Source organism: Candidatus Eremiobacteraceae bacterium, from assembly GCA_036511855.1.
In the GTDB taxonomy this organism is placed as follows: Bacteria; Vulcanimicrobiota; Vulcanimicrobiia; order Eremiobacterales; family Eremiobacteraceae; genus JABCYQ01.
Map to the genome: position 1 here is coordinate 38770 of DATCBN010000030.1, position 12465 is coordinate 51234.

A 12465-nucleotide genomic window follows, 5' to 3' on the forward strand; every position below is an offset into this window, starting at 1 on the left:
GCATCGCTTGCCCATCGATCAGTTCTTGATGCCGATGATCTTTTTAAGGCCGGGTGCACTGCCTGGCACCACTTCGAGCAAGCCGAAACGGGCGGTGGTCATCGCTTCGCGGATCGCGGCGTCGGTGAAGTAGCGCCGGCAGCGCGCGATTTCGAAGATCTTGCCGTCGGTCGGCACGACGTAGTGGCGGATCACTTCGGCGGACGCATCCGCGTCGTAAAGCCGCTCTTCCAACTGCAGATTCGGCACGTCCGTGAACAACGATGATTCCGCTTGAACGAACTGCCATGCGCGGACATCGCCCGCCGCGCTCGCGGCGTCGGCGAACTCGATGGCGGCTCTGCCGCCCGAGACGAGCGCGCGTTCGACAACGGCCAGCAGGCGGTTGCAATCGGCCGGCGCGAAATCGGACAGGCCGCCGCAGGTGAGGTAAGCGCCGTCGTATGCATCTTCGATGGCGAGATCGCAAACATCTAGTTCGCGAAAGTCGACGGCAAGACCGAGGTTCTTGGCGGTTTCGCGCGCGAGCGCCACGGCCCCGGGTCCGATGTCGATGCCGGTCATCCGGAATCCGCGCAACGCCATCCCCACGGCGTGCCTGCCGTTGCCTGCGCAAAGGTCGAGGATGCGCGCTTTAGGTTTGGCCTGCAACGCCGAGATGAGCGATTCTACTTCTTCGCCGGTCTCGTTCATGCCGATCTGCTGCGCGTAGTCGGCACGGCGCACGTAGCGTTTGCTGAAGTCGGGATCGCTCCATGGATATGTCGTCGCATCGACCCAAGGAGTGGGGCGCTCTTTGCGATCTGCGATTGCGCGGACCAGCGCTTCGAGCGGCCCGAATTGGTTGCGAACGTCGACAGCCATCGTAGTGGAATCTCCTAGCGTAGCGACGGTCCCATGCTTGCGCCATCGATGCGCGAGAACCGTTCATCTACTATTAGGGTTCGGCGCTTCCGCCGTCGCACCGCAGGCGCGCCTTGCTGATTTTATGTGACGCAGCGCACATCGGCCCGATATCCCGCGAGCGTCAGCTCTGTTTGAAGCGCTCGATCAGGATGTCGATGACCCCGTTCATCGTATATTCGCGCGGCACAAGCGTCACGGGAATGCCCGCGTGGCGCGCCTCGCCCTCGGTGACGGGGCCGATGCAGGCGATGATCTTCGGCGCCAAGGTCGATGCCGTCGCCGCGCCGAGACCCAAGCGAAGACTGCGCGCGGCACTGCCGGATGCTATTACTATCACGTCCGCATCCCGAATTGCGGCGCCGATATCGTCGGGCGGCGCTTCAATCGTCGCATAGGCCGCCACGGTCTCCACCGCGCAGCCTGCGCCCGCAAGCGATTCAAGAGCGTCCGGCCGCCCATCCAAAGCTTGGACGAGCAGCGCTCGTTCGCCGGATTTCATGACCGTCGCGAGCGTTTCGCCAAGTGCGGCGCCGGTGTGCGAAGCCGGTATGAGCTCTGGGGAGCGGCCGAATGCGGCGCGTATCGCCCGCGCCGTCGCCGGCCCGACCGCGGCGAATTTCGACGTCGACGCTTTGCCTGAGCCGCGTTCGCGTGCGAACGCTTCAACGCCGTGCACGCTCGTGAACGCGATCCAGTCGAAATCCGTTCGCGCTGCGGCCGCGGTGAGCGCGCGTTCATCGGGTGGAGGAACTATCCGGATCAGTGGTATTTCGCGGACGAGCGCGCCGAGATCGCGCAGGCGGTCGATGTCCTTATGCCCGGCCGCCGGCGCCCGCGTCAGCAACACGCGCACACCGGTCAGCGGCTTTGCGTTATTCTCCGTGCCGCTTCGCGACCGGCGCGAGCGTTTCGCGCAGATCACGCTCGAGATCGCGATGCAAACCGTCTACGTCGAGCAAGCTCTGCAGCGCGTCGGTCTCGAAAACGTCTTGCGAGCGATCGGCGATCGTCTCTCGCAAATGCGTCACCGGCGCGTGGAGCAGCCGGTTGACGATCGCTTGGCTCGCGGACTCGATGAGCTCGCGATCGCGATCGCTCAAGCTTCCAAGATTCGCGAACAGCTTCTCGATTTCTGCCGCGCGGACGGCTTCGGCGCGCCTTCTAAGGTCGGCGATGAGCGGCGCCGCCGCTCGGGAAACATACCAGCGGGTATAAGCCGCCACGCTTGCGGCGACGATCGCTTCGACGGCGGGTATCTCCTCACGGCGTCTTTCGATGTGGCCCGCAACGATTTGCCGCAGATCGGCCAGTTCGTAGATCGTCACCGCGGCGATGTCGCGAGCTGCCATTTCGACGTCGCGCGGCGTGGCCACGTCGATGACGAGCAGCGGCTGTCCGACCCGCGAACGCACGGCCGCCCTGATCGCGTCCGCGGAGATCACCGGCGCGCCCGCGCCGACGGCGGATATCACCAGATCCACATTCGCGAGCAGCGCGGGCACGTCGTCGAGCCCGGCGCCGTCGGCGCCGATTTCGTGAGCGAGCTGTTTTGCTTTGGCCACGGTGCGGTTGGCGATCACAAGCGAAGCGGCGCCGCGGGCGGCCAAGTGGCGCGCGACGATGCCGCCCATCTTCCCGGCTCCCACAACAAGCACGCGCGCCGCCCGGATATCCCAATGCCGCGCTGCGAGCTCGACCGCCGCAGATCCGAGCGAAACGGCGTCGTGGCCTATCGCGGTCTCGGTGCGAGCACGCTTTCCCGTCTCGAGCGCTTTGCGGAAAAGATGATGGAGGTTGCTGCCTGCAGTGCCTGCGAGTTCCGCCGCTCTCAGCGCATCTTTTACTTGCGCGAGTATCTCTGCCTCGCCGACGAGCATGGAATCGAGACCGCTCGCGACCTTGAAGAGTTGTTCGACCGCTTCGGCGCCGAGCATCGTGTACAGATATTTGTCGAAGTCGTCGACGCGCATCGATCGATACGTCGTCAGGAATTCCTTGAGCTGAGCCACGCCGTTCTCGAAGTCGCCGACATCGGCGTAGATCTCGAGACGGTTGCACGTGGAGACGATCGCCGCTTCGCGGACCTCAGGGTATTCGTGAAGCACACCGAGCGCCTCGATGATGCGCCCGGGAGGAAAAGCGTGGCGGTCGCGCACGTCCGGCGGCGCGGTTCGATGACTCAGTCCGAGGACGACGATCGGCAAAGTACGTCAAGCGTTCTCGCGGCGCAGCGGCAAACCTCGCACCGTAACCCGGGACAATAAGACTATTCGCGGACGCCGCGCTTCAAGTGGTGCGTCAGGATCGAGAGTTCGGATGCGAGATCGATCGTGCGCACGGCCACCCGCGCCGGCAATTTCAGCGTGGTTGGCGCGAAGTTGAGGATCGCGCCGATGCCGCAGCGAGCCAGCCGATCCGCGACGAGTTGGGCGGCAGTGGACGGCACCGTCACGATGCCCATGCTGCATTCGAGCGCCGGCAGAACCTTCTCGAGGTCGTCGGCATGGCTGATGCGCACGCCATGCCAACGCGATCCGACGAGCGCCGCGTCGGTGTCGAAAATGCCGCCGATGTGAAATTTCTCTTCGCGATATTCGAGGAACGTCGCAAGGGCGTGGCCGAGATAGCCGAATCCCACGATGACGATGCGCCAATCGCGGTCGAGCCCGAGCAGGCGCGCCAACTTGCGCATGAGCGCGACCACGCCGTAGCCTTGACCGCGCCTGCCAAGAGCGCCAAGGCGCGAAAGATCCTTGCGCACCTGCGTCGACGATATGCCTCGACCGACGCGCAGAGCAAGCTCTTCGGACGTCAACACGGTCACGCCGTCGCGCACGGCGTCCTCCAAGCCGCGATGGTAGAGGAAGAGCCGCGGCAGACTGATGACCTGCACGCCGTCTCCGGACGGTTCGCGGCGGACGGATCGCTTCGTCGCCGGCTTGTGCGCGCGTTTTATCATAGCGATGCGCGCGCTGCGGCGACCGTGCGCGCGATGTCATCCGGGCTGTGCGCGAGCGAGACGAAGGCGGCTTCGAATTGCGACGGCGCCAGATAGACGCCGCGCTCGAGCATGTTATTGAAGAAAGCGGCGAACGACTTGGTGTCCGCCTTTTTAGCGCTCGCAAGATCCGTCACGGGCGTCGCGCTGAAGAAAAAACCCCACAACGACCCGGCATGCGCGGTCTGGACGGAGACGCCGGCGGCGGCGAACGCGTCGCGCCAGCCGCGTTCGAGCAGCGCAGTTTTCGACTCAAGCCGCTCGTAGACGCCCGGTTCGGCAAGTTCGCGCAACTGCGCGATGCCGGCCGCCATCGCGAGCGGGTTGCCCGAGAGCGTGCCCGCCTGGTAGACATCGCCGCTGGGCGCGAGCCGTGTCATTATTTCCCGCCTACCGCCGAACGCGCCGACCGGAAGGCCGGCGCCGATCACCTTGCCCAAGCACGTCAGGTCCGGCACGATGCCGTACACCGCCTGCGCGCCGCCGTACGCCACGCGGAAGCCCGTCATCACTTCGTCGAAGATGAGCAGCGCGCCGGCGCGCGCGGTGATGTCTCGCAGCCCCTGCAGATAACCTTGACCCGGCAGCACCAATCCCATGTTGCCCGCGACAGGTTCGACGATGACGCATGCGATTTGGCCCGGGTTGCTTTCAAATGCAGCTTCGAGCGCGGCGGCATCGTTGTACGGCACGACGATCGTGTCGGCGGCTTGGCTCTTAGACACTCCCGGCGAGTCCGGCACGCCGAGGGTGAGCGCGCCCGATCCCGCGCTGACCAACAACGCGTCGGCGTGACCGTGATAGCAGCCGGCGCACTTCACGATCTTGTCGCGTTTTGTGAACGCGCGCGCCAACCGCAGCGCGCTCATGCACGCCTCGGTGCCTGAGTTGACGAAGCGCACGAGCTCGATCGAAGGCATGGCCTTCGTCACGAGTTCGGCTAGCTCGACTTCGAATGCGGTGGGCGCGCCGAACGAGGTGCCCATGCGCGCGGCCCGCTCGATCGCTGCGACCACGGCTTCGTGCGCGTGCCCGAGGATGAGCGGCCCCCACGAGCCCACGTAGTCGATGTACTCATTTCCATCGACGTCGTAGATCCGCGAACCTTCGCCGCGGGCGATGAAGCGCGGCGTGCCTCCAACCGCTGCGAACGCACGCACCGGCGAATTGACGCCGCCGGGGATGACGCGCCGCGCCGCCGCGAACAACTCAGTCGATCGTGGGGTGTTCATGTTCTCCGATCGCGAGCGGCCGATGCGCTTCGCAGGCTTTCGTAGTCGCGGGGCGTGTTGACGTTGGCCAACGCTGGCTCATCTTCCGGCACGATCGGGTAGTAAACGGTGCGCAAGCCGTCGAGCGCAGCAGTGACATTGCGGCGGCCGTTCGCGAGTGCGATGCGCGCCGCCGCCAGCCACGGCGCGGCCTTATACAATGCGGCCAAAGGCTCGAGCGTGCCGTCGGCATGCGCCGGAACGATCGCGTCGGGCCAAACTGCCGCTTGCGCCGCTGCGACAACGCGCGCGACGAAGGCGGCGTCGATTCCCGGCATGTCGCCTGCGGCTGCGAAGAAGTACGGCGTGTTCACGGCCGAGGCGCATGAGGCGAGCGCCGCGAGCGGGCCTTCGCCTGGGCGGTCGTCGTAGACGACCGGCACGTCGAGTTGAGCGGCGATCTCGGCCGGCAAGAGGCCGTTGGCGGACACGATGCACGGATCACCCGTTGCCGAAAGCGCGCGCACCACGCGAACGAGCATCGGCTCGCCGTTTACGGGCAACGCGAGCTTGCCGGGCAAGCGCGTGGCAGCGCCGCCGGCGAGCACGATGATGGTGACGCGCTTTTCAGCGCCGGGCGCGTCGAGCGGCATAGGCGCGCGCGAAATAGGTCACGATGATATCGGCGCCGGCGCGTTTGAAGGCGACGAGCAATTCGTCCACGGTGCGCTCTTCTTCGAGGTATCCTTTCGCCACCGCAGCCTTGACCATCGCGTATTCGCCGCTGACGTTGTAGACGGCGAGCGGCAAGAGCACCGCGTCGCGCACCGCACGCACCACATCCAAATACGCCATCGCCGGCTTTATCATGATGACGTCTGCGCCTTCTTCGGCGTCGAGCTGCGCTTCTTTCACCGCCTCGAGCACGTTGGACGGATCCATTTGGTGCGTGCGGCGGTCGCCGAACGCCGGCGTCGAATCCACCGCCTCCCGGAATGGGCCGTAAAACGCGGATGCGTACTTGACGGCGTACGACATCACGCCGGTGGCGGCAAAACCGGCTCCGTCGAGCGCCGAGCGGATCGCGCCAACGCGGCCGTCCATCATATCTGAGGGCGCAACGAAGTCGGCGCCGCATTTCGCATACGAGAGCGCGCCGCGAGCGAGCAGCTCCACGCTGCGGTCGTTGTCGATGTGGCCATCGTCGTCCACGATCCCGCAGTGACCGTGCGACGTGTACTCGCACGCGCACAGATCGGCTGCGACGAGTAGCTCCGGGCATGCGCGCTTGATGCCTTCGATCGCGAGCTGCACGGGGCCGTCGGGCTTGTCGAGCCACGACGCCGCTTCGTCTTTGGACGGTGGCAGTCCGAACAAGAGCACGGCGGGGATGCCAAGCGCGGCTGCGGCTTTTGCATCTTCCACGACTGAGTCGACCGATTGATGATACACGCCGGGCATCGATTTGATTTCCGTGCGTACGCCGGAGCCGGGCACGACGAACAGCGGCTCGACAAGATCGTCGACGCTGACCGAGTGTTCGGCGACCATTCGCCGAAGGGTCGCTGTGGAACGCAGCCTGCGCGGGCGGATCGGAAGCTTCACGCTTTTTTGGTCTCCGCCGCTCTGCACAGTGCGAGGATGTCGCGGCCGCCGGCGTCGAGCATTTCGTCGGCAGCCATCTCGGCGCGCGCCGTTCCCACCTCTGCATCGCACGCGAAAGTCCGGCGAAGCCAAACGTCGCCGCCCGGCGATCCGACGAACGCGGACATGGTCGCGTGTCCATTGTCAATCGATGCGTACGCGCCGATCGGCATGAGACAGCCGCCGCCCATCTGCCGCAAGAACGAGCGCTCCATCGTGGTCGCGATCGCCGTCGGGGCATGCTGCAGTGGCGCAAGCAAATCCGCAACGCGTTTGTCGCCGGTCCGATGCTGGACGAAGATCGCGCCTTGCCCGGGCGCGGGAACGAACGTAGCCGGATCGAGCGGCGAACCACCGCCGACGGATCCGAGAAGGCCTATCCGGTCCATGCCGGCGACGGCGAGCACGGCGGCATCGTAGCGCTGGTCGAGCACGGCGCGCACGCGCGTATCGACGTTGCCCCGTATGTCGCGGATGTCGAGATCCGGGCGCAATGCGAGCAGCTGCGCGCGGCGGCGCGGCGAACTGGTCCCGATGAGAGCGTTGTGCGGCAATGACGCGATCGTGGGATAGCGGTTGTCGCGGGAGATCAACGCGTCGCGCGCATCGCCTCGTTCGATCGTGATGCCCGCATCCACCCCGGCGCGCGTCTCGGTCGGCATGTCTTTGAGCGAATGCACGGCGATGTCGGCACGGTCCTCGAGCAATGCCGTCTCCAATTCTTTGATGAAGACCCCGTCGCCGCCGATCGCGGCAATGCTCCGGTCTTGAACCGAATCGCCGCGCGTCGTGATTTCGAGCATGACGTGCGCGCAGCCGGCGACGCGCGCGAGCAGCGTGGCGACGAGTTCGGCTTGAGCCAGTGCGAGGCGGCTCTTGCGCGTGGCGATGCGCAAGGCGGCGACGTGCGTTGCGGACATGATAGGCGGACTCCGTTCGCCCGCAGCTTCGCCGGCTCCCACGAGCATGGCGCTAAAGAGGGGAAGCCGTGCGGCTTTTGCAACTCACGTCGGCGTGAACGCGTCGTCCGGCGCGCCCGATTTGCGAATTCCGCCGTTCCTCACCGCCGCGGTATTCACGCTATTGGCCGCTATCTATCTCGTCCGTCTCGGCGCGGGCAGCCTCTGGGACAATAGCGAGCCAACCTACGGCGAGATCGTCAAAGAACTGTTCCGGACCGGCGATTGGCTGACGCTGCATCTGAATTTCCGGCCTTGGGATACGCATCCGCCCCTTTGGTTCTGGACAGCGGGTCTTAGCGCGATGCTCTTCGGGTTGAACGAGTTTGCGCTTCGTTTGCCGAGCGCGCTGTTCGGCATCGCCACCGCGATCGCGACGTATCGCGCCGGCCGGCGCATGTACGGTTCGGCGGAAGGGCTGATCGCAGCGCTCGCCGCCGGCACAAGCCTCGAGATGATCGTGCTCTCCCGGCTCGCCATGATGGAGACGGCGCTGATCTTCTTCATGACCGTCGCGTTCTTTTGGTCGTATTTCGCACTGCGCGACGGCGACGGGCGTGCGCTGTGGATCGCGGCGGCTGCGGCGGCGCTCGGCACATTGACCAAAGGCCCGATCGCGCTCGTTCTTCCGTTGCTCGTGATCCTGCTGTGGCTCGCGTGGACGCGCGGCTGGTCGCGGCTTCGCGGTCAACCGGTTCTTGGCGCGGCAGTGGCCTATATCGTCATCGCCGGTTCGTGGTTCGCGATCGCCACGATGTTGCGTGGTTCGGGTTTTCTCGGCGAGTACTTCGGGCTTTCAAACGTCGGCCGCTTCTTACATCCGTTCGAGAATCAACCAGGTCCCTGGTGGTACTACGTACCAGTGCTCCTGTTGGGTTTTTTCCCGTTCATCGCATTCTTGCCGCAAGCGTTGCAGCGGGCGTGGCGACTCCGCAGCGACGACGAGCGCTTTCTCCTTCTTTGTGTTGCGGTGCCCTTCGTGTTCTTCTCGATCGCGCAGACAAAATTGCCGAACTACATCGCGGTGTTCTTTCCGGCGCTCGGTATTCTCGTGGCGAGCTTCGTGGGGGCTTCGGCGCGCGAGAACAACTTGAGACCGCTGCGCTCAGCCCTGATATTCTTGCCGGCCGCGCTAGTGCTGCTCACCGCCGGAATCGCGTTCTATGGCAGATTGCATTTCCAGGGCGAGATGGCGGCCCTTGCGCCGTCGCTCGCGACGCTTGCGTGGCTCGTTGTCGTGCCGTGCGTGCTGACCGCCGTGCTGACGGTGGCGCTGAAGCGAGTCTGGCTAGCACCGGTCGGCTTGAGCCTCACGATGGCCGGATTCGTGGCCGCGCTCGCGTTTTTCATCCTGCCGGAAGTGGAGACGTTCAAACCGATGAAGGGAATGGCCGCACAATTGATGTCGCACGACCGCGCCGGCGACGCGGTCTGCTTCGACGGCGTGAGCGGTGGATTCTCGCTTTTGTTCTATACTGAATCCGGCCCTGTGACGTCGATTGGTCACGATCCGACCGACGTCAATCCCAAAAAGTATTTCGCGGCCGAGAAACGCGCGCTGTGCGTCGTCTCACCGCAGCGCTACGACGACCTACGCGCGAGCGGCCTTCCGCTTACCGTTTTGGCGCGCGACCAAAAGCTGTGGCTGGTGACCAACTCTCTGTAGGAAGGCAAATGTACTAGGGCAAGCATCGCTTGCCCAAAAAAAATTGGGTGAGCGATGCTCACCCTCCTACGGGTTGATTGTTATTTGTAAGAGTGAAGCCCGCTGATCCAGATGTTCACGCCGAAGTAGCAGAACATGATGCTGGCGAATCCGACGATGGACGTCCAAGCCGAATTGACGCCGCGCCACGAAGGCCGCGTGTGCATGTGCAGGTACGCTGCGTAGACGAGCCACGATACGAGCGCCGCGGTCTCTTTCGGGTCCCACTGCCAATATGCACCCCAGGCGTCGTGCGCCCAAAGCGCACCCAAGACGATTCCGATGGTGAGCAATATCTCGCCGACCGCGACGACGCGGTACGTGACCACGTCGAGCTTAGACGACGGCGGCACGTTGACGAGCCAGGCTTGTGGCGTGGCCGCCTCTTCGCTGCGCCGTTTCAGGAGAAAGAGAACGCTCGTCGCGAACCCGATCAAGAACGATGCATATGCAGCCAACACGATCGGCACGTGGTAGACGATCCAATATGATTTGAGCGACGGTACCAGGGGCTCGAGCCCCTTGTTCCAACCGCTTGCGTAGGCGAGCAAGAGGTCGGCGACGGCGAACACGATCGGACCCGCATACCAGATCTTGAAGCGCGCGCCGAACGTGACGAAGAGAAGCACCGTCCAGAGCACGACCACAGAGAGCGAGCCATAAAGATCATTCCACGGCACGTGGCCGCTGTAGTACCACCGCAGACCGAGGCTTACGATCTGGCATGCGGCTCCGCCGACGGCAATCGAGACGCCGGCGAATAGCACCACTCTGTTCTGGAAGAACCACCAGCCGACGAAGACCGCGAACGCGAACACGTAGATGATGACGGCCGCCAAGTACCATTCCATGTACTGCAGCGAATGCGCGGTCATCGCCGCGGCGGCGTTTGAGTTGTACTGCGAGTAGTTGGTATCAGGCATAGGCTTTCACCGTACTGACATCGTCCGGGGCGGCGCTTTTGGCCAAGGCTTCGCGCCATCCGGATACGAGCGCAGCGAAATCGTCCTCGTACATCGCGTTGCCTTTCGTGGTCGTGACCGCGACGTCCGCCTCAACGCCGGAAGCACCCCGCCGGACCCGCGCATAGAGCTTGACGGGTAGAAAGAACAACGACATCACGAAGCCTGCGATGAGGATCGCGACGCCGAGACCGACATAGTCCTCGCCCGGATCTCGCCGGTACGTCATGCCGGACCACGCGATCGGCGCGAGTGCGGTGACTTTGTAGCCGTCGCCCACATCCACGGTCTTGCCGACCGGAAGGATGATCGGTTTGTCGGTCGTGGGGATGTTGTCGTGAAACGCCCAGAACACGTACTCGTCTGTCTTCGGCAGCCGCACACCCGGCGGCAGTTGCGACGGATCGCTCGGCCCCGCCATGGTCATGAATTGCACGCCGCGGCTCGTTCCGGGAAACAGCACTTCATCTTGCGGCATCAAGCGCTGTGCTCCGTCGACTGCGACCGGCTTACCGTGGCGCGTCACCGCGAGCCTTCCGGCAAAACCGTACGAAGCTTGGTAGATGTAGATACCGTCATGGGTCACGTACGGATGATTCACGGTGACGCTCGGCGCAGCGTTGTCGTCGGGTCCGGCCAGCGCCACATCGGATTGGAAACTCGACGCTTGATAAAACGTCCCGGTCGGCGTCTGGACGGGCTCGAACGTCGCCGTAAATTTCCGCAGCGTCAATTGCAGCGGCGTTTGCGCCACCGCGATCGTCTGGCCGTCGAATGCCATGAGCTGGCCGCGGATGCCGAATTTCCAGCCCAAGAAGATGCCGATGCACAGCACGACAAATCCGAGATGCGCCACCAACACGCCGTAACGCGCCCACTTCTGGCGGTGCGCGAACGCCCAGTGGGCGCCGTCTATTTCCTGCGTTCGCACGTTGAACCCGCGCTGCTTGAGATACGCATCCGAAGCAGCAGCGGCCGCCGCCTGCGTTCCTGCCACATGCGCGCTCGCCCGCAAGGCGAAGTGCTCGATGGGCACTGCCCGGTCGGCGGGGAAGCGCTTTGGGATGACGCGTCTGAAGGTGCACACCGACATCGACACGAGCAACAGGACGACGAGCGAGATGTAGGGCACCGAGTGGAAGACGCCGTCGAGGTGAAGCCGGATGACCAGGTTCGCGACCGCCGACGGATACTATTGATAGTAGTGATCCGGCGTCTGATTCTGATCGATGATCGTGCCGACGGTCGTCGCGGCCGCCCACACGCAGAACACGGCGACCGGAAACAGCACGTTGCTGAGCACGTCGAGCACTTCGTCTGCGAACGGCCTCCGGCGAGTGGTGCTCATGCCGGTGCGATTTTCGGCTGCGTGACACGCACCACCGCGATGCTCGCGAGATACAGCCCGAGCAGCGGAAGTGCCAGCAGGCCCATGGTCAACGGATTGCCGTCGGGAGCGGCGACGCCGGCGAGGACGCATATCACGACGGTCGCGTGGCGCCACTTGTCCGCGAGCATCTTCGCGTTCACCAAGCCGATGCTCGCGAGGATCGAAAGCACGATCGGAAGTTGGAACATGACCGCGAAGATGCCGAGCAAGACGGTGACGAAGCCGATGGTCGGCTCCAACTGATACGTGCCGACGAGGCCCGCCTGCTGCGTGAGGCTCAGAAGCGCGCGCAGAACGAACGGCAAGATGAGAAAGCCGCAAAATGCGATGCCGAGCGCGGACATGAAGAACGACGGGATCACGTACCATCCGATCCGGCCGCGGACGCGGCGATCGAGGGCGGGTGCGACAAACGCGTAGAGTTGATAGAGCACGACCGGCATGCCGGCCACGACCCCCGCGAGCAGCGAGAGCTTGATCTCTACCGTGATGATCTCTGCCGGCGAGAACACGTGCAATTGAATTCCGTTCAAGAAGCGCTGCTCGACCCAGTTGAGCATGCGCGGCATCAGCGGAAAGGCGACCGCTGAAATAACGACGACGGTGATGATCGAGATGAAGAGGCGGTTACGCAGCTCGGCGAGGTGCTGCGTGAACGTCATCTCGACGTCATCGACGAGCTTTTCTTCC

At 64.3% G+C, this 12465-nt stretch carries 13 protein-coding genes; 1 reads left to right on the plus strand and 12 read right to left on the minus strand.

The genetic code is table 11. From position 1 onward, the window contains the following. Positions 1-18: 18 nt before the first annotated feature. The 8 genes from VII69_04800 to hemC form a co-directional block, all read right to left on the minus strand. The gene (locus tag VII69_04800; GenBank protein HEY5094422.1) at positions 19-864 is read right to left on the minus strand and encodes a class I SAM-dependent methyltransferase; all 846 of its coding nucleotides are present in this window, start codon (positions 862-864) and stop codon (positions 19-21) included. A 163-nt stretch (positions 865-1027) separates the two neighbouring features. Continuing rightward, positions 1028-1828: a uroporphyrinogen-III synthase gene (locus VII69_04805; protein ID HEY5094423.1), complete on the minus strand. Its 801-nt coding sequence runs from the start codon at positions 1826-1828 to the stop codon at positions 1028-1030. Next, complete coding sequence (gene hemA / locus VII69_04810; GenBank protein HEY5094424.1) at positions 1779-3110, minus strand: glutamyl-tRNA reductase; 1332 nt, start codon at positions 3108-3110, stop codon at positions 1779-1781. The genes VII69_04805 and hemA overlap by 50 nt, the downstream gene beginning before the upstream one ends. Before the next feature lie 62 nt (positions 3111-3172). After that, positions 3173-3865: a redox-sensing transcriptional repressor Rex gene (locus VII69_04815; GenBank protein HEY5094425.1), complete on the minus strand. Its 693-nt coding sequence runs from the start codon at positions 3863-3865 to the stop codon at positions 3173-3175. Beyond that, a complete protein-coding gene (gene hemL, locus VII69_04820; GenBank protein HEY5094426.1) occupies positions 3862-5136 on the minus strand; it encodes a glutamate-1-semialdehyde 2,1-aminomutase in 1275 nt (424 codons plus the stop codon). The genes VII69_04815 and hemL overlap by 4 nt, the downstream gene beginning before the upstream one ends. After that, a complete protein-coding gene (locus VII69_04825; protein ID HEY5094427.1) occupies positions 5133-5768 on the minus strand; it encodes a molybdenum cofactor guanylyltransferase in 636 nt (211 codons plus the stop codon). Before VII69_04825 ends, hemL begins: the two co-directional genes overlap by 4 nt. Further along, positions 5743-6720, minus strand: coding sequence for a porphobilinogen synthase (gene hemB / locus VII69_04830; GenBank protein HEY5094428.1), 978 nt, complete (start codon positions 6718-6720; stop codon positions 5743-5745). The genes VII69_04825 and hemB overlap by 26 nt, the downstream gene beginning before the upstream one ends. Beyond that, positions 6717-7679, minus strand: coding sequence for a hydroxymethylbilane synthase (hemC, locus tag VII69_04835; GenBank protein ID HEY5094429.1), 963 nt, complete (start codon positions 7677-7679; stop codon positions 6717-6719). Before hemC ends, hemB begins: the two co-directional genes overlap by 4 nt. Before the next feature lie 94 nt (positions 7680-7773). Here hemC and VII69_04840 point away from each other — a divergent pair, with 94 nt between their 5' ends. Then, a complete protein-coding gene (locus VII69_04840) occupies positions 7774-9384 on the plus strand; it encodes a glycosyltransferase family 39 protein (GenBank protein HEY5094430.1) in 1611 nt (536 codons plus the stop codon). 80 nt (positions 9385-9464) lie between these two features. Here VII69_04840 and ccsB read toward each other — a convergent pair whose 3' ends face one another. From ccsB to tatC, 4 genes are all read right to left on the minus strand, one after another. Beyond that, the gene (ccsB, locus tag VII69_04845; protein ID HEY5094431.1) at positions 9465-10346 is read right to left on the minus strand and encodes a c-type cytochrome biogenesis protein CcsB; all 882 of its coding nucleotides are present in this window, start codon (positions 10344-10346) and stop codon (positions 9465-9467) included. Continuing rightward, positions 10339-11556 carry a cytochrome c biogenesis protein ResB gene (locus VII69_04850; protein HEY5094432.1) on the minus strand — a complete coding sequence of 406 codons (1218 nt, stop codon included), beginning with the start codon at positions 11554-11556 and terminating at the stop codon, positions 10339-10341. Before VII69_04850 ends, ccsB begins: the two co-directional genes overlap by 8 nt. A gap of 21 nt (positions 11557-11577) precedes the next feature. After that, complete coding sequence (locus tag VII69_04855; GenBank protein ID HEY5094433.1) at positions 11578-11733, minus strand: hypothetical protein; 156 nt, start codon at positions 11731-11733, stop codon at positions 11578-11580. Next, positions 11730-12465, minus strand: a 736-nt coding sequence (gene tatC / locus VII69_04860; protein ID HEY5094434.1) for a twin-arginine translocase subunit TatC, incomplete at its 5' end; no start/stop codon positions are given. The genes VII69_04855 and tatC, both read right to left, overlap by 4 nt.

Coding starts and splice junctions, on each gene's coding strand:
- hemL (HEY5094426.1), bottom strand. CDS start 5,136: ATGAACACCCCACGATCGACTGAGTTGTTCGCGGCGGCGCGGCGCGTC.
- VII69_04855 (HEY5094433.1), bottom strand. CDS start 11,733: ATGAGCACCACTCGCCGGAGGCCGTTCGCAGACGAAGTGCTCGACGTG.
- hemC (HEY5094429.1), bottom strand. CDS start 7,679: ATGTCCGCAACGCACGTCGCCGCCTTGCGCATCGCCACGCGCAAGAGC.
- ccsB (HEY5094431.1), bottom strand. CDS start 10,346: ATGCCTGATACCAACTACTCGCAGTACAACTCAAACGCCGCCGCGGCG.
- VII69_04825 (HEY5094427.1), bottom strand. CDS start 5,768: ATGCCGCTCGACGCGCCCGGCGCTGAAAAGCGCGTCACCATCATCGTG.
- VII69_04815 (HEY5094425.1), bottom strand. CDS start 3,865: ATGATAAAACGCGCGCACAAGCCGGCGACGAAGCGATCCGTCCGCCGC.
- VII69_04800 (HEY5094422.1), bottom strand. CDS start 864: ATGGCTGTCGACGTTCGCAACCAATTCGGGCCGCTCGAAGCGCTGGTC.